The organism is Flavobacterium soyae, assembly GCF_045348165.1.
GTDB lineage: Bacteria > Bacteroidota > Bacteroidia > Flavobacteriales > Flavobacteriaceae > Flavobacterium > Flavobacterium soyae.
This window is the reverse complement of record NZ_CP150845.1, coordinates 2,861,717-2,883,537: the sequence shown is the minus strand read 5'-3', so window position 1 is coordinate 2,883,537 and position 21,821 is coordinate 2,861,717. Positions and strand designations below refer to the sequence as shown.

At 32.8% G+C, this 21,821-nt stretch carries 22 protein-coding genes; 11 read left to right on the top strand and 11 right to left on the bottom strand.

Going from position 1 to position 21,821, the window contains the following annotated elements; all coding sequences use genetic code 11:
* Positions 1 to 80 precede the first annotated feature (80 nt).
* Together AABD74_RS12355 and AABD74_RS12350 are read left to right on the top strand one after the other, a co-directional pair.
* Positions 81 to 1,049 (top strand): transporter, encoded by a 969-nt coding sequence (locus AABD74_RS12355; protein WP_406843062.1) that lies wholly within the window; start codon positions 81 to 83, stop codon positions 1,047 to 1,049.
* Positions 1,050 to 1,092: 43 nt separating this feature from the next.
* The gene (locus AABD74_RS12350) at positions 1,093 to 2,211 is read left to right on the top strand and encodes a GTP cyclohydrolase (protein WP_232681454.1); all 1,119 of its coding nucleotides are present in this window, start codon (positions 1,093 to 1,095) and stop codon (positions 2,209 to 2,211) included.
* 92 nt (positions 2,212 to 2,303) lie between these two features.
* Here the strand turns inward: AABD74_RS12350 and AABD74_RS12345 are convergent, their stop codons facing one another.
* Together AABD74_RS12345 and AABD74_RS12340 are read right to left on the bottom strand one after the other, a co-directional pair.
* Positions 2,304 to 2,789, bottom strand: a complete 486-nt coding sequence (locus tag AABD74_RS12345) for a hypothetical protein (RefSeq protein WP_406843061.1) — start codon at positions 2,787 to 2,789, stop codon at positions 2,304 to 2,306.
* 119 nt (positions 2,790 to 2,908) lie between these two features.
* Positions 2,909 to 4,168 (bottom strand): aminotransferase class I/II-fold pyridoxal phosphate-dependent enzyme, encoded by a 1,260-nt coding sequence (locus AABD74_RS12340; RefSeq protein WP_232681452.1) that lies wholly within the window; start codon positions 4,166 to 4,168, stop codon positions 2,909 to 2,911.
* Between the two features lie 292 nt (positions 4,169 to 4,460).
* Here AABD74_RS12340 and nirK point away from each other — a divergent pair, with 292 nt between their 5' ends.
* Genes nirK through AABD74_RS12325 form a run of 3 tightly spaced genes read left to right on the top strand, consistent with a single transcriptional unit; the run spans position 4,461 to position 7,306 of the window.
* Positions 4,461 to 5,903: a copper-containing nitrite reductase gene (nirK, locus tag AABD74_RS12335; protein ID WP_406843060.1), complete on the top strand. Its 1,443-nt coding sequence runs from the start codon at positions 4,461 to 4,463 to the stop codon at positions 5,901 to 5,903.
* Positions 5,904 to 5,919: 16 nt separating this feature from the next.
* Positions 5,920 to 6,702 carry a formylglycine-generating enzyme family protein gene (locus tag AABD74_RS12330; protein WP_406843059.1) on the top strand — a complete coding sequence of 261 codons (783 nt, stop codon included), beginning with the start codon at positions 5,920 to 5,922 and terminating at the stop codon, positions 6,700 to 6,702.
* A 10-nt stretch (positions 6,703 to 6,712) separates the two neighbouring features.
* A complete protein-coding gene (locus AABD74_RS12325) occupies positions 6,713 to 7,306 on the top strand; it encodes an SCO family protein (RefSeq protein ID WP_406843058.1) in 594 nt (197 codons plus the stop codon).
* 42 nt (positions 7,307 to 7,348) lie between these two features.
* Here AABD74_RS12325 and AABD74_RS12320 read toward each other — a convergent pair whose 3' ends face one another.
* The 4 genes from AABD74_RS12320 to AABD74_RS12305 form a co-directional block, all read right to left on the bottom strand.
* On the bottom strand, positions 7,349 to 8,572 hold the full coding sequence (locus tag AABD74_RS12320; RefSeq protein ID WP_406843057.1) for a hypothetical protein: 1,224 nt from the start codon (positions 8,570 to 8,572) through the stop codon (positions 7,349 to 7,351).
* A gap of 239 nt (positions 8,573 to 8,811) precedes the next feature.
* Positions 8,812 to 9,534: an iron-sulfur cluster repair di-iron protein gene (ric, locus tag AABD74_RS12315; protein ID WP_406843056.1), complete on the bottom strand. Its 723-nt coding sequence runs from the start codon at positions 9,532 to 9,534 to the stop codon at positions 8,812 to 8,814.
* 113 nt (positions 9,535 to 9,647) lie between these two features.
* Positions 9,648 to 10,172 (bottom strand): azurin, encoded by a 525-nt coding sequence (azu, locus tag AABD74_RS12310; RefSeq protein ID WP_232681447.1) that lies wholly within the window; start codon positions 10,170 to 10,172, stop codon positions 9,648 to 9,650.
* A 24-nt stretch (positions 10,173 to 10,196) separates the two neighbouring features.
* Positions 10,197 to 10,646: an RrF2 family transcriptional regulator gene (locus AABD74_RS12305; RefSeq protein ID WP_406843055.1), complete on the bottom strand. Its 450-nt coding sequence runs from the start codon at positions 10,644 to 10,646 to the stop codon at positions 10,197 to 10,199.
* A 201-nt stretch (positions 10,647 to 10,847) separates the two neighbouring features.
* On the opposite strand from AABD74_RS12305, the gene AABD74_RS12300 reads away from it, so the two are divergent.
* A complete protein-coding gene (locus tag AABD74_RS12300) occupies positions 10,848 to 11,627 on the top strand; it encodes an NYN domain-containing protein (protein ID WP_232681445.1) in 780 nt (259 codons plus the stop codon).
* A 37-nt stretch (positions 11,628 to 11,664) separates the two neighbouring features.
* The gene (locus AABD74_RS12295) at positions 11,665 to 13,179 is read left to right on the top strand and encodes an FMN-binding glutamate synthase family protein (RefSeq protein WP_406843054.1); all 1,515 of its coding nucleotides are present in this window, start codon (positions 11,665 to 11,667) and stop codon (positions 13,177 to 13,179) included.
* Positions 13,180 to 13,231: 52 nt separating this feature from the next.
* On the opposite strand, the gene AABD74_RS12290 is transcribed toward AABD74_RS12295, so the two are convergent.
* From AABD74_RS12290 to AABD74_RS12270, 5 genes are all read right to left on the bottom strand, one after another.
* Complete coding sequence (locus AABD74_RS12290; RefSeq protein WP_406843053.1) at positions 13,232 to 13,921, bottom strand: hypothetical protein; 690 nt, start codon at positions 13,919 to 13,921, stop codon at positions 13,232 to 13,234.
* A 2-nt stretch (positions 13,922 to 13,923) separates the two neighbouring features.
* On the bottom strand, positions 13,924 to 14,700 hold the full coding sequence (locus AABD74_RS12285; RefSeq protein WP_406843052.1) for a hypothetical protein: 777 nt from the start codon (positions 14,698 to 14,700) through the stop codon (positions 13,924 to 13,926).
* 150 nt (positions 14,701 to 14,850) lie between these two features.
* Positions 14,851 to 15,282, bottom strand: a complete 432-nt coding sequence (locus AABD74_RS12280) for a hypothetical protein (RefSeq protein ID WP_232681440.1) — start codon at positions 15,280 to 15,282, stop codon at positions 14,851 to 14,853.
* 208 nt (positions 15,283 to 15,490) lie between these two features.
* Complete coding sequence (locus AABD74_RS12275; RefSeq protein WP_406843051.1) at positions 15,491 to 15,895, bottom strand: hypothetical protein; 405 nt, start codon at positions 15,893 to 15,895, stop codon at positions 15,491 to 15,493.
* A 12-nt stretch (positions 15,896 to 15,907) separates the two neighbouring features.
* Positions 15,908 to 17,086 (bottom strand): glycoside hydrolase family 88 protein, encoded by a 1,179-nt coding sequence (locus tag AABD74_RS12270; RefSeq protein WP_406843050.1) that lies wholly within the window; start codon positions 17,084 to 17,086, stop codon positions 15,908 to 15,910.
* 307 nt (positions 17,087 to 17,393) lie between these two features.
* On the opposite strand from AABD74_RS12270, the gene AABD74_RS12265 reads away from it, so the two are divergent.
* The 4 genes from AABD74_RS12265 (at position 17,394) to AABD74_RS12250 (ending at position 21,688) form a co-directional block, all read left to right on the top strand.
* Positions 17,394 to 17,816, top strand: a complete 423-nt coding sequence (locus tag AABD74_RS12265) for a DUF2809 domain-containing protein (RefSeq protein WP_406843049.1) — start codon at positions 17,394 to 17,396, stop codon at positions 17,814 to 17,816.
* On the top strand, positions 17,791 to 18,369 hold the full coding sequence (locus tag AABD74_RS12260; RefSeq protein ID WP_232681436.1) for a non-canonical purine NTP diphosphatase: 579 nt from the start codon (positions 17,791 to 17,793) through the stop codon (positions 18,367 to 18,369). The genes AABD74_RS12265 and AABD74_RS12260 overlap by 26 nt, the downstream gene beginning before the upstream one ends.
* Before the next feature lie 193 nt (positions 18,370 to 18,562).
* Positions 18,563 to 20,467, top strand: coding sequence for a DEAD/DEAH box helicase (locus AABD74_RS12255; protein ID WP_232681435.1), 1,905 nt, complete (start codon positions 18,563 to 18,565; stop codon positions 20,465 to 20,467).
* Between the two features lie 447 nt (positions 20,468 to 20,914).
* Positions 20,915 to 21,688, top strand: coding sequence for a carboxypeptidase-like regulatory domain-containing protein (locus AABD74_RS12250; RefSeq protein ID WP_232681434.1), 774 nt, complete (start codon positions 20,915 to 20,917; stop codon positions 21,686 to 21,688).
* The last annotated feature ends 133 nt before the right edge of the window (positions 21,689 to 21,821 follow it).

The following is a 21,821-nucleotide window of genomic DNA, read 5'->3' as shown; positions in this document are numbered from 1 at the left end:
ATTAAAATATCAATCTTAAATAAATAATAAAATATAGTACATTTGAAATGCGTTATAGCTTTTAATCAAAAAATACATTTATGTTGAAAATTAAAAACTTACTCTTTGCATTCCTTTTTTTAATACCACAATTTTTCTTCGCACAATATACAGATGTGATTAATTCGAACCGTCCGGGCGAAACAATGTCGGCCTATGCGGTTGGAAAATCTGTTATTCAGGGCGAAATTGGTGTTTATGGCATTAAAGAAAAACACGACTTATTAGATTATGACGCTAGCGGCTTTGGTACAGATTTAACCGTTAGATATGGTGCTTTTTTTGAACAGCTTGAATTTATTTTAGATGTTCAGTATCAAATGGAAAACTTTGATACTCCGTATACCAGCTATAAAAAAAATAATTTCAGACAAACCGTTTTAGGGGCTAAATACCTGATTTATGATCCTTATAAAAACTACAAGAAAGAAGCTAATATTTATAGTTACAAAGCGAATCACAGTTTTCAATGGCGTGAATTGATTCCGGCCGTTTCTATTTTTGCGGGAGCGAATTTTATTGGGGTTGATAATCCTTATTATTTTTCTCCAGATGGCGAAATTTCTCCAAAAATTGCTTTAGTGACTCAAAACTTATTTGGAGGCGGAAGATGGGTTTTTGTAACCAATATTATTGCAGATTATATTGGTACAGATTATCCAAGTTACGGTTACGTTTTAACTTTAACTCACGGATTTAATGACAAATGGTCTGGATTTATTGAAAATCAAGGATACAAAAGTGATTTTTACAGCGATGCCATTGTTCGCGGTGGTGCTGCCTATCTTTTGTCCTCAAATATGCAGGTTGATGCCTCTATAAGTACTAATTTCAAAAATACACCTTCGGTTTTATATGGCGGAGTTGGTTTCTCATGGAGATATGACGGATGGTACAAGGAAAAACAAATCGCTAATAAAAACAGAGACAAAGCGAAGAAAAATCCTGAGAATAAAGAAACTATAGATTATCAGGAAAAAGAAAGAAAACGTAAAGCTAAATACGAATAAATTTAATAATCAAACCTTTAAACAAGGAGCTAATACCACCTTAATGATTACAATCAAAGAAGCCAAAACTAAAAAAGAACTAACCGAATATATAAAATTTCCGTTCTCTCTTTATAAAGACAATCCGTATTGGGTTCCTCCTATTATTGCTGATGAATTAGAATCTTTTGATAAAACTAAAAATCCTGCTTTTGATAATGCAGAAGCCTATTTTTATCTGGCTTACAAAGGCAGCGAAATTGTTGGGAGAATTACAGCTATTATAAATTGGGCAGAAGTAAATAATCAGCATAAAAGAAAGGTTCGTTTTGGATGGTTTGATGTTATTGATGATATCGAGGTAACAAAAGCCCTTCTTGAAAAAGTTTATGAATTAGGAAGAAAACATAACTTAGAACATGCCGAAGGCCCAATGGGTTTTTCTAACTTAGATAAAGTTGGGGTTCTTACAGAAGGTTATGACCAAATGGGAACTATGATTACCTGGTACAATAATCCTTATTATGTTACTCATTTTGAACAATTAGGTTTTCAAATTGAGAAAGAATATATAGAAAGTATTTTCCCTTTTTCGAATGTAAAACCTGATTTTTTCCTAAAAGCACAGGAATTAATTAAAAAACGTTACGGACTTAGGGCATTAACTTTCAACAAAACAAAAGACATAATGCCGCACGTTGACAAAATGTTTGATTTGTTTAACGAATCTTACTCGAAATTAGCTTCTTTTGTGGCGATTTCAGATGTTCAAAAAGAATATTTTAAAAAGAAATACATCAGCTTCATCAATCCGGAATATATAAAATTTGTGGTTGATAAAGACGATAATTTAGTTGCTTTTAGTATTGTAATGCCAAGTTTTAGTGAGGCGCTGCAAAAAGCAAAAGGAAAACTTTTTCCGTTTGGTTTTATTCATCTTTTGAAGGCAAGAAAGAAAAGCAAAGATGTTGTTTTTTACCTTATTGGAGTTCATCCTGATTACCAAAACAAAGGTGTTACGGCGATTATTTTTGATGAATATTTTAAAACTTTTTCTGAGAAAGGAATTCAAAATTGTATCAGAACTCCTGAACTAGCCGAAAACACAGCAATTCATTTACTTTGGAAAAACTTTGACCCGAAAATTCACTGTCAGAGAAAGACTTATTTGAAGTATTTATAAGCTTTCAGTCGCTGTCTCAGTAATTCAGTAATAACATAAAAAAATCCATTCGCCCCCAAAACGAATGGATTTTTCACATTAACAGCAATTCATTATTCTACTTTGCAGTCAACTTTGGTCAGTTTGTTTTTCTGATCAAATTTCAGCTTTGTTTTATCTTTAAATGATACTTTGTCATTAGTTTGTACAACATCTCCGTACCCTTCAATAAGAGTTCCGTCTTTTTGTAAAAAAACAACTTCTCGTACTGATGAAGCCCCTTCAGAATTAAAAGTATAATCCGCAACTAATGTATCGCCTTTCATATTTCCAATCAGTGTTCCTTCATTTTTATCTTTTTCTGCCAGGTTATAACTTAATTTTCCATTTACTTCCTGGTGAGAATTTACATTAAAACTTATTTCAATTATACTTCCATTTGCTTTCCAAATATAGCATTGATTTCCTGCCGGTTCTACAATTTCTACCTCTTTTTGAGGGCTTGGTGTAATTTGTACCGGCTCTGCAGCGGCAGTTTCTTTTTTACAGGAAATAAGAGCTGTTAAAATAAGAGTCGATATTGCTGCTGCTTTTTTCATAATGCTGTATTTATTTTCGTGTTTATATAAAGTTAATTCAAATAAAAAAAAATCCATTCGTATAACAAATGGATTTTTTTACATAATTCCCACTTAAGGAAATCTATTTTTTAAATTAATTACGAAACATCTACAGTTGTACGTTCTGCAATTTCTTTATAAGTTCCGCTGACTAATTTCTCACGAATAGCTTCAAAAGCTGTTAATGTTTCTTCGATATCTGCTAAAGTATGAGAAGCTGTTGGAATCATTCTTAACAAAATAATTCCTTTTGGTATAACCGGATAAACAACAATAGAAAGAAAAATACCATAGTTTTCTCTTAAATCGTTTACCATTATCATAGCTTCAGGAATACTTCCTTCTAAATAAACCGGAGTAATACAAGTATTGGTATCTCCAATATTAAATCCTTTTTCTTTAAGACCGCTTTGCAATGCATTTACATTCTCCCAAAGTTTATCCTTAATTTCAGACGAATTACGTAATAACTCTAAACGTTTTAATGAACCAATTGTCTGGATCATTGGTAATGCTTTTGCAAACATCTGCGAACGTAAATTGTATTTTAAGTAATCAATAACTGTTTTATCTGCAGCTACAAAAGCTCCAATATTTGCCATTGATTTTGCAAAAGTAGAGAAGTAAACATCAATATCATCCTGAACTCCCTGCTCCTCACCTGCTCCGGCACCTGTTTTGCCAAGTGTACCAAAACCGTGTGCATCATCAACCAATAAACGGAAATTGTATTTTTGTTTTAATGCTACAATTTCTTTTAATTTTCCCTGCTGTCCACGCATTCCAAAAACACCTTCGGTAATAAATAAAATACCTCCGCCTGTTTCTTCGGCCATTTTAGTAGCACGCTGCAGGTTTTTCTCCATACTTTCAAGATCATTATGCTTGTAAGTAAAACGTTTACCCATGTGTAAACGAACACCATCAATAATACAAGCATGAGAATCTACATCATAAACAATGATATCGTTTTTTGTAACCAAGGCATCAATAATAGATACCATTCCCTGATAACCAAAATTCAACAAATAAGCTGATTCTTTCATAACAAAAGCAGCTAATTCATTTTCTAATTGTTCATGATAAGTTGTGTGTCCAGACATCATACGGGCTCCCATAGGATAAGCAGCACCATATTGAATTGCTGCATCTGTATCTGCTTTACGAACTTCTGGATGATTGGCTAAACCTAAATAATCATTTAAACTCCAGTTTAAAATATTTTTTCCATGAAATGTCATTCTCGGACCCAACTCTCCTTCTAACTTTGGGAAAACATAATAACCTTCTGCCTGAGAAGCCCATTTTCCTAAAGGTCCTTTATTGTCCTGAATTCTTTCGAATAAATCTTTTACCATAAATATATTTTGAAGTAATAATTTTATTTATACAGGTCGCAAAAATAATGATTATTATTCTAAAATAGAGTTGGGCTTTTGTTTTTATTAAAAAAATATCAAAATATTAATTTACAAAAAATTTACATCGGCTTAAAGAATTGAATTTAAAATAGTTAAGCATAACAAAACTATATACATTAATTTAATATAAGGGTATTATTTGTAAGTATTACATGATTTTTATCATAATAAAAGATAAAATAGTCTTTTATTTTTACTCCTGATTTAAAACTAAATAAAACCAAACCTTATGAAAAAGAAAAATAACATTTCGATTAAAATGAACATGTTGTTATGCTTACTTTTTACTATTTTTTTAGGAAGCTGTAAAAAAGAAGAGTCAGTAAATTATGCTGATATAATGACTGAAGGAGAAATGAATGCTGAACTTACTGCTCCGCCAATGGTTCCAAAACCAGTTGGAAACAGAACAGCCATGAAACTCAAATTAAACATGGAAATCAAAGAACAGGAAGGCACAATGACTGATGGCGTAAAATATACGTATTGGACATTTGGCGGCTCTGTACCGGGAAGCTTTATTAGAACTCGTGTTGGTGATGAAGTAGAATTTCATTTAAAAAACCATCCTGATAATAAATTACCGCATAATATTGATTTACATGCTGTAACCGGGCCTGGAGGCGGGGCAACTTCATCGCTTGTTGCGCCTGGACACGAAAAAGTTTTCAGTTTTAAGGTTATCAATCCGGGATTGTATGTATACCATTGTGCAACAGCTCCTGTGGGAATGCATATTGCAAACGGTATGTATGGTTTGATTTTAGTTGAACCAGAAGGCGGGCTTCCTCCTGTTGATAAAGAATATTATGTTATGCAGGGCGATTTCTACACACAGGGTGAATATGGAGCAAAAGGCTTACAGCCATTCGACATGAATAAAGCCGTAAAAGAAACCCCGGATTATGTTGTATTTAATGGAAAAGTGGGTTCGTTGACAAACGGAAACGAGTTAACGGCAAAAGTTGGAGAAACAGTCCGTTTATTTGTTGGTAACGGCGGTCCAAACTTAGTATCATCTTTTCATGTTATTGGAGAAATATTTGACCATGTTCATGTAGAAGGGGGAAATGTAATTAACAAAAATGTGCAGACCACTTTAATTCCGGCCGGCGGCGCAGCAATTGTCGATTTTAAAGTAGAAACTCCGGGAACTTTTATTCTGGTTGATCATTCTATTTTTAGGGCATTTAATAAAGGAGCGCTGGGAATGCTGAAAGTGGAAGGAAAAGAAAATAAAAACATTTATTCAGGAACTATTCAGGAAGGAATTTATCTGCCTGAAGGCGGAACGATTCAAAAAATGCCTGAAAGTACAGCTGTAAAAACTGCAACACCTAAACGAACTGCCGAAGAGAGAATAAAAATTGGAAAAGAAATTTTTGGGACTACTTGTTTTGCTTGTCACCAAGCCGAAGGGCAGGGAATTCCAAATACCTTTCCTCCTCTTGCAAAATCAGATTATTTAAATGCAGACTCAAAACGTGCTATTAAAACAATTTTACACGGTTTAACCGGAGAAGTAAGCGTGAACGGAAAAAAATATAACAACGTAATGCCTGCACAAAATTTATCTGACGATGAAATAGCAAATGTGCTTACTTATATCTACAACAGCTGGGGCAATAACAAAACAGAAGTTACTCCGGAAATGGTAAAAGCACTGCGATAACAATCAAAAATAAAGCATGAAAAAACACATTTTCATTCTTACCTTTTTCCTGATGCTTACAGGCATAACAATAGCTCAGGAAATTAGAATGGCTCTGATAAAAGAGGGACGTTTTGTTCCTCTTTACGGAGCCTCATCTAAAAAACCTGTATCTGTAAAATCTTTTTATTTAGACATTTATCCAGTTACGAATGCTGATTTTTTGAGTTTTGTTAAAAAAAATCCCGCTTATAGTAAATCGAAAATTAAGGGAATTTTTGCTGATAAAACGTATTTATCTTACTGGGAAAATGATTTTGATTTTGGCAGTTCAAAACCAAATTCGCCCATAACGGCTGTTTCCTGGTTTGCTGCAAAAAAATACTGTGAATGTCAGGGAAAACGTTTACCAACAATGAATGAATGGGAATATGCAGCGATGGCCGATGAAAAAACAATTGATGCCAGAACCAAAAAGGAATTCAATAATTACATTTTATCCTGGTACGAAAAGTCAAAAACGTATGAAAATGAAGTAGGAAAAACGTTTAAAAATTATTGGGGAGTTTACGATATGCATGGTTTGGTTTGGGAATGGACATCAGATTTTAACAGCATTTTTTTATCGGGAGAATCTAGAAAAGACAAAAGCAGTGACAAGAATTTATTCTGCGGAAGCGCTTCTGTAAACGCCTCCGATTTAATGGATTATGCTGCATTTATGCGTTATGCCTTTAGAGGAAGCCTTAAAGCACAATACTCAACCCGAAATCTTGGTTTTAGATGCGCCAGTTCTACAAAACCAAAAATTAATCTTTAAATTAATTGCAATGAAAAAAATAATAATTGCGGTTTTTATTCTGCTGTTTTCGTTACAAAGCTGTAAAGAAAATAAAAAGGATACTGCAGTAACAAAAAAGGAAATAAGTGATTTATCCATCTATAATCTTCCTTCTAAATGGACGACTCAAAACGGAAATGATATTGAACTAAAAAGCCTTAGAGGAAATGTACTGGTTATGGTAATGATTTACACAAGCTGTAAAGCCGCCTGCCCCAGATTAGTAGCAGATATGCGCGATATTGAAGCAAAACTCAATAAAAATACCAAAAAGAATGTAAAACTTATTTTAGTAAGTATTGACCCAAAAACTGATACGCCTGAAAAATTAAAAGCTTTTGCAATTTCAAATAAAATGAATCAGGATCCGTGGCTTTTTCTTCGATCTTCTGAAGAAAATACTCGTGAATTTGCAGCTGTTTTAGCTGTGAATTACAAACAAATATCTCCCGTAGATTTTTCGCATTCTAATATTATAAGCGTTTTTAATCCCGAAGGAGAATTAGTTTTTCAACAAGAAGGTTTAGGTGTAAACAATGAAAAAACGATAGAAACCATAAATAATGAAGCAGAAAAAATTTAAAATTTTGAATAGGTTGAATTAGTAAAAAACAAGAGAAGATTTTTAGGAATGAATCGACTCTTGTTTTTTGTTTAAAATAGCGGCTGTAATCAATAGTAATCCTAAAACCAGCAATAAACTAAAAACAAAAATACTTTGATAATAGCCTAAAATTATTCCATTATTAAAAAAGAAAAATCCTCCCTGTAAAAACAATAAAACTTCGGTTGCGATATATCCGAAAATAAAACATCTCACCCCTATTTTTAAAGACAAAGAATCACTGGAAAGCATTTTATTTTGAAGCAATATTCCAAATAAAAAACCTGTGATAATCCCTAAACTGGTTAAATGAATAAATCCAATCACAAAATTCCTGACTTGGTGTGAAACTTCAGCAATATTTGGGAAAATGGTCAACAATTGAATTCCTATTTTTAAAAATAAAGAGCATAATGCCAAACCGTAAACCATTTTAGCCTCTTTACTCAAATTAGCCTTAAAATCGTTTATTTGGGGCTGGAGCATTTTGCAGAAATAAATAAAAGCTGTTAACTGTAATAAAACTCCAAAAATATTTACCCAGTTTAAAACATTGCTCTCTACAAACCAGCTTATTGGGAATGTAACAGTTAATAGTATTGAAATAATCAAAATAATACAGAATTTTTTAAACCTTGCTTTTTTAATTTTATTCTGAAACTGTTTTAAAAACAAAGCCAAAACGGCCAATAAAAACCAGCCATTAAACTGAAAATGCAGAAAAAACTGAATTGCAATTTGATAAAAGGCACTTTGTTTTCCTAATGTGGTTACTGCCGGACCCAAACACCAAACGCCAAAAGTAGAAAAAACCATAAATAAAATCGAAGCGCTTAAAAGTCTTTGTGAAGGCGTTTTCTCTTTCGGAAGATCTTTCCAAATTAATCGACAGAAAACGTAACTCAACAAAATATGAATTGTCGAAAATATAATAGAAAACAATGCGTAACCCTGAATAGGAAAAGCAATCATCATTCCTATTACAGAAAGTTCAGTTAACCAAAACAATCTATTATAAATAGGTTTCCGGCTTTTTTCTTTCGGAATAAAAAAATGAATTACTAAGACATAAATAATCATATAAACCCAGCCAAGCATGGCAACGTGAGAATGCGCATGAAGTATAAAACTGTAGTTTATAAAATCTAAAGGAAAAAGAAACATAAACCGCATTAATAATCCAAATGCGCAGGCGATCAGAAAATTAAAGAAACAACAGATTATCCAGGTTTTTTGGAGATTCATAACGTATATTTTTTTAAACACATAGAGACATAGGTTTTGCAGACTTAAAAAGGCATTTCATTTGCATAAACAAACATAACTATGTGTAAAAATCTAGATTTTTTTTAAATTCTCTTTTTATAATTCTTCTAAAACCTATGTTCCTATGTGTTTAATTTTTTAAGCTCAATCTAATAAAAAACACCGATAATACTCCACAACTGGAATTTATCAGTGTTTTTCTCTAGTTAAAATTATAGTTAAGCAAATTCTTCTTCCAGCGCAACCGCTTTTGGAAACAAAATATTATTCTCTAAATGAATATGCTTGTGCAAATCTTCTTCAAACTCTTTTAGCATAGCATAAGTAACTTTATATGTCGTGCAGGCATCAGCAGGAGGTGTATAATTATTAGTCAAATCTGCAATTTCCTTAAAACGGTCACCTTCATTTTCATGTTCGTGCATCATCATGGCAATTGGGTTTGAAACCGTTCCGAAAGAAGGCTGTGATAAAATTCCGTTCCCGTCTTTAGTTTTTACCATTCTTTTTACAAAAGGAAATAAAACTAGTTCTTCCTTTTTCATGTGCTGTGACAATTCTCCCGCACATCCAATAAACAATTCATTAATTCTAAACAATTCAGGATGGTTAGCCCCGTGAACTTTGCATAATTTATCTAGAAAAGTCAGCAGGACTTGTGTTTTTTCTTCAACATAACGGTGATGCGTTTTTTCTATATAATCTGCCAATAAATCTAAAGGCCATGAATTAAAGTCTATTCCACTGTTGTTTTCTGACTGCAAAACATCATAAATATTTTGAAGCAGTGCGTCAGAATTAATTTCCTGTTTCTCGCATACTTCAGAAACGGTTCTGTTTCCTTTACAGCAAAAATCTATTTTATATTTAGAAAATACGGCAGCAGTTCTATAATCCTGAGCCACAAATGATCCGATTGTTTTGTTTTTTAAATTTTCCATTTTTCGTAAAAATTAATATTGATATTTATTTTGATTTTTAATAAAAGACAAAATTATCTTTTATTAATATTTTAAAAAACTCCAAACCAAAATCAGGTTTAGAGTTCTTGTATTTATTCTACAATTAATACCCCTTTCATCATGGCTACGTGGCCAGGAAAAGTACATAAAAAGTTGTATGTTCCTTTTTTATCAATTGTAAATTCGATAGTATCTTCTTCACCTCCGCCCAATAATTTTGTATGAGCTACAATAGAAGCTTTTTCAGAAACCGGAATATAATCTGTAGCTTTTGCTTCGATCGCTTTCGCTGCAAAAGCACTTTCATCTGTTCCTTGCTGAAGGATTACCAAGTTATGCCCCATCGCTTCTTTTGGAATTGTCCCTACATGTTTTAAAGTAAGTTTTATAGGTTTTCCTGCAACTGCTTTCAGTTCATTTTTATTAAACTGCATTTGATCATTTCCTTCAATAACCAGAACATTTTCAACTGCAGCTTCTGGTTTTACACCTTCATCTGATGTTGTTTCATTTATTTCTGTTGATTCGTCAGCAGGAGCTGCTTCTTTCTTTCCGCAAGAAGTTACTGCTAAAAACCCCATTAGCATTACCATCGAAATTGTGACTTTTTTATTCATTATTTTATATTTAAATTATAAGATTTATTCGCTTTTATTAAAGATTTTTAAATAATAATTTCCAGCATTTACACCAAGTGCCAGCTCCTCTAAAGTAGTATTAGTAAGCATTGCCAAAAGTAGTTCGCGTATTTTTTTAAATTGATTATGTACCGGACAAGGATGAATTTCTGAACATTCTTTCAGGCCAATTCCGCAGCCTTTATAAATAGTATTTCCGTCAATTGCATCAACAATTTGAATTAATTTTATCGATTTTAATACTTCTTTCGAAACCTCAAAACCTCCTCCTACCCCTTTTGCCGAATAAATGATCCCGTTTTTAGTTAAAATCTGCATAATCTTAGCCGTAAAAGGTTCCGGCGAATCAATCTCTTTGGCAACATCTTTTATTCCAACCCTAATTCCTTCTGAAGATTTGGTTGCAATAAAAATGGAAGCCCTTATTCCATACTCACACGCTTTTGAAAACATATACCTTTTGATTAATTCCTTACAAATGTATTTAAATTCATTATAAAAGACAAATTTATCTTTAATTAATTTTTCTAACAAAAATCTTATTTATAACCAAAATAATTAACACGGTCAAAAACACTTATTCAACAATAAACTCATATAAAAACGAATTTTAATTTTAACTTTGAGTGTACTTAATTTCTAATATCTAAAAAAATGCCTGCCAGCAACTCCAGAGAATTAAAATTAGCTGTTCTTATTGACGCCGATAATGTACCCTACAGCAATGTAAAGGGTATGATGGAAGAAATTGCAAAGCTTGGAACACCAACAACGAAACGAATTTATGCCGACTGGACTAAGCCAAACGCAAACGGATGGAAAGCGGTTTTACTGGAGCATGCCATAACTCCTATTCAGCAATATAGTTATACGGTTGGAAAAAATTCTTCAGATTCGGCATTGATTATCGATGCTATGGATTTGCTTTATTCGGGGAAATTAGATGGTTTTTGTATTGTTTCCAGCGACAGCGATTTTACCCGTCTGGCGATTCGACTTCGAGAATCTGGTATGAAAGTAATTGGCATTGGCGAAAAGAAAACCCCAAGTTCTTTTATCGTTGCCTGCGACAGGTTTATTTATATTGAGGTTCTGGATGGTGCTATTCAAAAGAAAAAGCCAAAAGCAACTGCAGCAGATACCAAGAAACCTGTAGAAAAACCTGCCGAAAAAGCACTTCACAAAGTCGACAAACAAACCATTGACCTTATCGAAGCTACAATTGAAGATATTGAAGATGATGACGGCTGGGCATTTCTTGGCGATGTGGGTAATTTGATCGTAAAGAAAAAACCAGAATTTGACCCAAGAAATTATGGTTATTCTAAGCTTACCCCAATGCTGAAATCATTAACGGATATTCTTGAAATCGACGAAAGGGAATCGGATAAAAAAGGCATTAAACACGTCTATGTTCGATTACGGTTCAACTAATTAAATTATTACCTTATTTACTATTATTATTCAAAACATGAGAAAAAAATTCTTCATTTACGGATTCTTATTGTTTCTAATTGTTCTTGCAATTTACCATTACACAGATCGAGGTTATCTACTCGTTTTTATTATCCCAATTTTACTGATTATTGGAGCTTATAATGCTACTCAAAAAAAACATGCCATTTTAAGGAATTTTCCGGTTTTGGGTTATTTCAGGTATTTATTTGAAATGATTGCTCCGGAAATACAACAGTATTTTATCGAAAGATCTACTGATGGAAAACCTTTTTCAAGAAACCAGCGCTCTCTTGTTTATCAAAGAGCCAAAAATATTGATTCGAGTACCCCTTTTGGGACACAGCAAAATTTAAATACCGAAACTTATGAAGGTATAAAGCATTCTATTTTTCCTGCAAAAGTAAATGAAGAATTACCGCGAGTTTTAGTGGGCGGAAAAGATTGTAAACAACCTTATTTAGCTTCTTTATTTAATGTTTCGGCCATGAGTTTTGGTTCGCTGAGCGAAAATGCAGTTCGTGCCATTAATATTGGTGCTAAAAAAGGAAACTTTTATCAAAATACAGGAGAAGGCGGTTTAACTGAATTTCATCTTGCCGGAGGCGGAGATATTACCTGGCAGATAGGAACTGGATATTTTGGATGCCGAGATGCCGAAGGAAATTTCAGCCCTGAAAAATTCTCGGAAAAAGCCAATCTCCCAAACGTTAAAATGATTGAAATTAAACTTTCACAAGGTGCAAAACCTGGACATGGCGGTGTGCTTCCGGCGGCTAAAAATACAGAACAAATTGCTAAAATTAGAGGGGTTGAACCGCATACTATGATTCTTTCTCCTCCGGGACACCATGCTTTTTCTGATGCTAAAGGACTTATTCATTTTGTGAAACAATTACGTGATTTATCAAATGGAAAACCTATTGGTTTTAAATTATGTATTGGAAATACAACTGAATTTGAGGCAATCTGCCACGAAATGATTGCCGAAGATATTTATCCGGATTTTATTACCGTTGATGGTGCCGAAGGAGGAACAGGAGCCGCTCCGCTAGAATTTGCAGATGGTGTTGGAATGCCTTTTGAACCGGCATTGATTTTCGTAAACAAAACACTAATTGGCTTAAATATTCGCGACAAAATACGCATCATAGGAAGCGGAAAAGTTATATCCGGATATTCAATCCTGCATGCCGTAGCTTTGGGCGCTGATATGTGTAACAGTGCACGTGGTTTTATGTTCTCTCTGGGGTGTATTCAGGCTTTGCGCTGCCATAACAACGAATGTCCAACGGGAGTTGCAACTCAAAACAAAATGCTGATGAAAGGTTTGGTTGTAACCGATAAATCTGATCGTGTTTATCATTTTCATAAAAATACGCTTCATGCTGCAAACGAACTTTTGGCTGCAGCCGGAAAAACATCTTTTGCAGATGTTGACATTAATATCTTTATGCGTGGTGATGAATTTACAAATCTATCAGAATTGTATTTTCCTGATAATTTAACAAACGTTACGAGACGTAATTAAAACAAAAAGCCTCTTTTGAGTTTTCAAAGAGGCTTTTTTAATTTTAAGAAATTTATTTCTTCTCTTTCATATTTTGAGAAAAGAATTCAATAGCACGTCCTTTTAATTTATCAAGAGGAAGTTTGTTACTTTCGAACTCGTAGAAACTAAGAAATCCATCATTTTTAAAACATAAAGCATAACCATTATACCTTTTACTTTTTTTGGTTATTTTGTATGATATCGCCTTAACGTCTCCAATAGTATTTTCTACTTTAAACTTTTGCAGGTTGGCGCCGTTTTTTAGATTTTTAAAACTTGATTCAATTTCTGCTTTAGATTCAAAATCATGAATAAAAACATTTAGATTATCCGGTGATTTAAACGCCATTCGCAAGGAATCATCATGTCTGTTTTGAAGATAAAAATCCTTTGGTATTTTTATCTGCGTATCTAATGCGATGTATATTAATGAATCTTTTTCCAGTTTTTGAATACCGTAATTGTCTTTTTGCAAAGCTGATAAACTATCTAAACTTTCATAATTAGTATACAATATAGTATTAGACAATTTCTTTTGAATTTCTCGCTGCTGCCTAAAATTCTCTTTCATCGTTTCCTGAGAATTTCGAAAACTTTCCATAACAGGATCATTTTCATAACGGGGTTTATTCATATTAGAACAAGTATACAACAGTCTGCCTCCTAAAATTATAACAGATAAAACACTTAATACGGTTCTCCATGTTGATCTTTCATCCATGATTATTTTAGATCTTTTCCTGTCAAAACAATATCATTTACCAGCTTACCTTTAGCATCCTGATATACATATTTTATTGTTGTAATGTTATAACGCTGTATAGAACCCAGAATAGTTTTTAAATCAGTGCTTCTTAAAATGCTTTCTTTCATTAAAACCTTTGCTCCTTCACCTTTAAGCAATTCAGAATATTGTTTTGGCACTTCAATTTTATAAACCAATTCATTTTTATCGCTAATTTCAATTTTCAGGATTTTTGTTCCGTCTTCATTTGTTATTGGCATATTCTGGTTCATTATGGCCAGCATTTGCTCCATCTCAGGATTCAAACCAGAACTTGAAAGTTCTTTTCTATCTATAGAAGCTGCGTTATTTTTGCTTAATATTTTATTTAACTCCTTTTCATCAACTTTCAATTCAGCAAGTATTGTACTATTATTAGCTAAAAAAAACATTTCGAACGTTACGCCTTCTCTAATTAGTTCCATTGAAGCTGCATCGCTTTTCAACATTTCGCTAAGTATAGAGGGAAACATTTGGCTATAAATAGATTTACTGGATTCGTCTGCTTCTAAATTGGTATCGATTCTTATTTCAACCTTATTTTCGGCTAAAAAAGCTTTTGCACTTGCGCTGCTGATAACATCATTTTGAAAAAGCACACTCGAATTATTAAACGTATTAACATATTCCTGAATTTTTTGCTTTGTATTTTTACAGCTTACTAAAAACAAAGCAATAGCAATCGTGCATGTGATTTGGGTAATTTTTTTGATCATAGTTTTAAAGATTTTATTAAGTAGACTTTTACACAAACATAACCTAATGTTGGAATTAATCCAAAAGAATTATTTTTTCTTAACAAAAAGAAAATAGCCTCTATGATTTACAAAGAGGCTATTTTCAATACTTTATTTAATATTTTTAAATTAAAGTTTTGCGGTTTTCTTCTTTCCTTCCGCAGTTCCTTCTAAAACTGCTAATTCTTCTTTATCAACTATTTTTTTAGCTAATATGATATTATTATAGGCCAAAAAGTAAACATCAAACGTTACGCCTTCGCCAATTAATTCTGTAGAAATTTGATCATTCTTAATCATTTCTTTTAGTAAATCAGGAAATGAATTGGCAGCGGCCTGCTTATTAGCCTCATCACCTTCTAAGTTTGTTTCAATTCTAATTTCAATTTTATTATCATTTAAAAATGCTTTTGCAGTAGTACTGGTAATTCCGTTACCTTTTATGGAAGACGAATTATTGTAAGTACTTACATGTTCCTGAATTTTTTGCTTGGTATTTTTACAGCTTACCAGCAATAATGCAACAGCAAAAGCAAATGCGATTTGGGTAATTTTTTTCATAATTTTTTAGGTTTTTGGTTTATTTTTAACTCAAACATAATAAACTTTTAACACAAAAGCAAAATGAAAAAGCAAAAGTTTAAAATGTAATTATTTGACTACAAATAGATTATCCCGACAAAAGAATGAAAAGAATTAACTTAATAACTAAAAAAAAATCCTCTTTAAAATTGCTTAAAGAGGATTTAATAAATATATAATCTGAATATTATTTTAACAATTCGGCCAGAGATTCTTTGTTGATTATTTGTTTTACAAAAACGGTATTATCATCGGCTAAAAAATAAGCATCAAACTGAATACCTTCTTCAACCAGTTCCTTAGGAATTTGATCTTTGTTAATCATTTCTTTCAGCAGTTTTGGAAACGACGACTCGGCCTTTACTTTATTAACTGCATTTTGCTCTAAATTAGTTTCAAATCGCAATTCGATTTTATCATCATTAATATAACCTCTGGCAGTTGTGAGCGTAACATCTTCAGCCTTAAAATTTGCAGCAACACTGTTATAAGTCGTTACATATTCCTGAAGTTTTTGTTTTGCATTTTTACAGCCCACAAGCATCAACACCATGATAACTGTACATAAAATCCGGCTTATTTTCCTAATCATAATTTTAAATTTTTATTTCAGTTTTTGAAGTCTTAAAAGTGCTTCAAGATAATAATAATCTGCGTAATTTATAGAACAATCTATTTCGCTTCCGGCAGGTTTATGGCCTGTAGAATGCAATAAAAATGCTGAGTTAACATCATGGCTTTGGTAATTATCTGAAAGCGATACAATCATTTTTTTAGATTTTGTCAAATATTCGTTTTTCAGCATTTTATCTTTCGTATAAGAACTCAACTCTAAAAGTGCCGAAGAAACAATAGCAGCAGCCGATGCATCTCTTGGAGCATTTGGAATATCTGGCGCGTTAAAATCCCAATACGGAACCAAATCTTCTGTAGTTAATTTATCCAGATAAACACGAGTTAATTTATGAGCAAAGTCTAAAAATTTTGGATCTTTTGTTTCTCTGTAAACCATTGTAAATCCATAAATTGCCCACGCCTGCCCGCGCGCCCACATACTGTCATCACTGTAACCCTGAGCCGTTCTTCCTTTTATTTTTTTACCAGTTTCAAAATCATAAATTACAACATGGTACGAAGTATTATCTGCTCTAAAATGGTTTGCCATTGTTGTCTCGGCATGTTTTACCGCAATATCATACAATTTTTTATTTCCTCCGTTTTTAGAAGCCCAAAATAACAATTCTAAATTCATCATATTATCGATGATAGTATTGTGACCGCCCATTTTATTATGAGGCCAGGATTGAATTGTTCCTACTTTTGGATTAAAAAGTGCTGCCAGAGTATCGGCTGTTTTTAGAATAATTTCTTTGTATTCTTTGTTTTTAGTCAATCTGTATCCGTTTCCAAAACTATTAAAAACCTGAAAACCTAAATCGTGATCTGCAGCTTTACTAACAGACAAAGGTGTTAAAAAGCGTGTAAATTTATCGGCTTCTTTCTCCCATTTTTTATCTTTTGTCGCTTCATACAAAAACCATAACTCTCCAGGCCAGAATCCACTTGTCCAGTCTTTGTAATTTACAAATTTCCAATCTTTGCTCCCATTCAGAACCATTCTTGGCGAAGTACCGTCATTCGGAATTACCTTTAATGTTTTTGAAGCCTGCTCTGCGCAATACTCCAATTGTTTTTTAACGTTAAACAAATTGTCTTTTTGAGAATAACCCTGATTTCCAAGAAGAAATAAAGCTGTAATCAGAGTAAAAAATTTTACACTCATATGGTTATTTTTAGATAGGTAGTTTTTAGAACCGATAAATTTATAAAATAAAGTAAACTTATTTCAGCCTTTGTATTTTTCGTCCCCTAAAAATGTATTTTATTTTATTTTATTTTATTTTATTTCCATGACACAATCTTGTCATTCCTAGGAACGACAAAACTGCAAGACATAAAACAAGAATAAATCTGTTCAAATCAGCGTCATCTGCGTACCATTACGTCCAGCTTTCTAACTTTTGTTAGTGCGGTTGCTTCGTTCCTCGCAATGACAAACTTTATCTACAAATAAAAAATTTAATATAAATTTGCTTTTAACTAAAGTCTTTCTAAACTTGAAAAAATCCAGAATCTATTATTTCTTAATTTTTCTCTGCACAATTCTTCTTGGAATCCTTTCAAGAAAAATCTTCTTTATTCCTTTATGGATTGGAGATTCTCTTTATGCCGTTATGATTTATTTTTTGGTGAGAATATTTTTTCCAACTAGAAAAGCTTTTATAATAGCTTTATTTTCTCTTTTGCTATGTTACTGCATTGAGTTTTTACAGCTTTATGAGGCAGAATGGATTGTTGAGCTTCGAAAAACACTTTTTGGAAGATATGTATTGGGGCAGGGTTTTCTTTGGTCAGATATTCTTGCTTATACATTTGGAATAATATTTATCTTTTTAATCGAAAAATTCACTTTAAAATATAAAATACATGAAACTGGTTTTCGCTTCAAATAATTTAAATAAAATCAAGGAAATTCAAAGTATTCTAAACGGATCTATTCAGCTATTAAGTCTGGAAGATATTGGCTGTCACGAAGAAATTCCTGAAACTGCTGATACGATTGAAGGCAATGCAATTTTAAAAGCCAATTATGTAACCGAAAAATATGGCTATGATTGTTTTGCTGATGATACTGGTTTGGAAGTAAAAGCTTTAAACGGAGAACCCGGAGTTTATTCTGCCCGATATGCGGGAGAACAAAAAAATGCCGATGATAATATGAACAAGCTTTTGGAAGCTTTAAAAAATGAAGAAAACCGCAGTGCACAGTTTAAGACCGTTATTGCTTTAAATTTAGAAGGAAAGCAGCATCTTTTTACCGGTTTGGCAAAAGGAAATATTATTTTAAATAAAACCGGAAATCACGGTTTTGGATATGATCCGATTTTTCAGCCTGAAAATTACAGTGAAACTTTTGCCGAATTAGCTGCAGAAATTAAAAATAAAATCAGCCATCGTGCAAAGGCAACTGAGCAACTTATTGATTTCCTGAACACAAGAAAATAATTGTTTAAAATACAACATTTTATTGGGCAAAATTGATATTTCACGACGTATTTTTTTTGATTTCTTTCGAAAATGATTTTACGCTAAACATAACTTTTTGATAATCAAATCATAACAAATCCATAAATCTTAAAATTGCATTAGTATATCTGAATAATTAACAGTAATTTTGCACCCTATTTTAAAAACACATATGAATAAATTTGAACAATTAGGATTGAATGAATCGTTACTGAAGGCGATTTTAGATCTAGGATTTGAAAATCCGTCAGAGGTACAGGAAAAGGCGATTCCCCTATTATTGGAAAAAGACACGGATATGGTTGCGTTGGCTCAAACAGGGACAGGGAAAACGGCAGCTTTCGGTTTTCCGCTAATTCAAAAAATTGATGCCGACAACAGAAATACACAAGCATTAGTTTTATCGCCAACACGCGAGCTTTGTTTACAGATTACTAACGAACTTAAAAACTACTCAAAATACGAAAAAGGTATTAATGTAGTAGCAGTTTACGGAGGAGCTAGTATTACAGAGCAGGCAAGAGAAATAAAGAGAGGAGCGCAAATTATTGTAGCAACTCCGGGAAGAATGCAGGACATGATTAACAGAGGATTGGTAAACATTAAAAATATAGATTACTGTATTCTTGATGAGGCTGACGAGATGTTAAACATGGGATTTTATGATGACATCGTATCTATTTTATCAGATACTCCAGACGAAAAAAGCACATGGTTGTTCTCTGCAACAATGCCGCAGGAGGTTGCGAGAATTGCAAAACAATTCATGAGTGATCCTTTAGAAATTACTGTTGGGACTAAAAACTCTGGTTCATCTACAGTTTCTCACGAATTTTACTTAGTAAATGCCCGTGATCGTTACGAAGCTTTAAAACGTTTGGCAGATGCAAACCCGGATATTTTCTCTGTGGTTTTCTGTCGTACTAAAAGAGATACTCAGGCTATTGCCGAGAAATTAATTGAAGACGGATACAGCGCCGCTGCATTGCACGGAGATTTATCTCAGGCACAGCGTGATGGTGTAATGAAATCTTTCCGCGGAAGACAAATTCAGATGCTTGTTGCTACTGACGTTGCTGCGCGTGGCATTGACGTTGATAACGTAACACACGTTGTGAACTACCAATTACCTGATGAAATCGAAACGTACAACCATCGTTCCGGACGTACTGGTAGAGCCGGAAAATTAGGAACTTCTATTGTAATTGTTACAAAAAGTGAGTTGCGTAAAATTTCTTCTATCGAGAGAATCATCAAACAAAAATTCGAAGAAAAAACTATTCCATCTGGAATCGAAATCTGCGAAATTCAATTATTGCACTTAGCAAATAAAATTAAAGATACTGAGGTTGATCACGAAATTGACAACTATTTACCAGCAATCAACAATGTTCTTGAAGATTTATCTAAAGAAGAATTGATTAAGAAAATGGTATCTGTAGAATTTAACCGTTTCATTACTTACTACAAAAAGAATAGAGATATATCTACTCAATCTTCTGGGGAAAGACGTGAAAGAGGTGATTCTGAACCAAGAGAATTCAATAATAACGGAGCAGTTCGTTATTTTGTAAACATCGGTTCGAGAGATAATTTTGACTGGATGTCTCTTAAAGATTACCTGAAAGAAACATTAGACTTAGGTCGTGATGACGTTTTCAAAGTTGATGTAAAAGAAGGTTTCTCTTTCTTTAATACTGATCCTGAGCATACTGATAAAGTAATGGATATTTTAAACAACGTTCAGTTAGAAGGACGTCGTATTAATGTTGAAATTTCTAAAAATGACGGAGGCGGAAGACGTGACCACAACAACCGTGGCGGCGGACGTAATTCTGGCGGACCAAGAAGAGAAGGAAACTTTGCTCCAAGACGTGAAGGTTCTGGCGGAGGTTTTAGAAGCGACAGAAATTCTGCTCCAAGACGTGAAGGTTCAGGCGGAGGATTTAGAAGCGACAGAAACTCAGCTCCAAGAGAAGGTGGTTTCAGAAGAAACGAAGGAAGTTCTGACAGAGCCCCAAGACGTTCTGAAAGTTTTGGTGATTCGCCAAGACCAAGAAGACCAAGAAGAGATTAATAATTTAATATCTTAAAATATAAAATCCCAAATTCCTGACATAAATGGAATTTGGGATTTTTTTTATATTAAGAATCTTAACCCGTTGAGTATAATTAATTTTAACACATAGAAACATAGATTTAGCACTCTCAAAAAAATCGTTTCACTTATTTAAAACAAACATAGAGAGCTATGTGTTAGAAACAAGTTTCTTTTTATATCCTTTTACACATATAAAACCTATGTTTCTATGTGTTAAATGTTTTTTTTACACCCAATGGGTAAATTTTAATCTCTAAAAATGAGTTTTGTAATTCAAAAACAATGTAATTTAATCTTCCTTTTCTCTTTTTATTTAAATATCAAAAGCACTACTGCTGACTTTGTTAATTTTCTGATAATTATATTCGAAGACTGCGAAATATTTAATCTCTATTTACTACTTTTAGTGCTTTAAATCAGGATATGAAATATTTCGCAGTTTTCTTTTTTTTACTATTCTCTGCCGTAAGTTTTGCACAAGATGCCGAACCTACAACTCCGCAAAGGGTTTCAGGTTACATTATAAACGATGATAGTAAACAACCTCTTCCAAATGTAAATATCATTAACACCAATAAAGTACGCGGCGCAAAATCTGATGCAAAAGGGTATTTTGAGATTGATGTTCAGCCTAATGATACAATTCATTTTTCTCTTTTAGGATTTCAATCTCTTAGGATCAGAGTGACAAATGACTGGATAAAAAATAAAGTAACTCGAATTCAGCTTACTGAAAAAGCAATTGCGCTTGAAGAAGTTATTATTGCTCCATTTAATTTAACAGGTTATCTTGAAATTGATTCGAAGTTAATTCCAACCAAAGAAAACTACCGTTATAGTATTTCAGGACTTACCCAGGGTTACGAAGCGGGTGAATATTCTCCAAATGCTTTTGGAAAAGTATTGGGTTCTATTTTTAATCCGGCAGATATGCTTTATAATTTCTTTGGAAAAAACAGCCGGGAGCTCAAGAAACTCAAGGACATGAAAAAAGACGATACGATTAGAAATCTTTTAGAAACTAAATACGATCGCGAAACCATAGCAGTTCTGTTAGGAATCAGCAAGGATGAAATTCCTGAAATCATGCATCGCTGCAACTATTCTGACGCTTTTATTCAAACCGCAAATGACTTACAGATTTTAGATGCTATAAGCGGCTGCTACGAACAATATAAAGTATTAAAAAGGAATTAAATTTTACTTTTATAAAAACATACAAATCCTCAATTTTAAAAATTGGGGATTTTTTTTATGTCTTATAATTTTTTAAAAAACTATATTTACTATAATAAAACAGTAAAACAAATAAAATCAATACATTATGGCA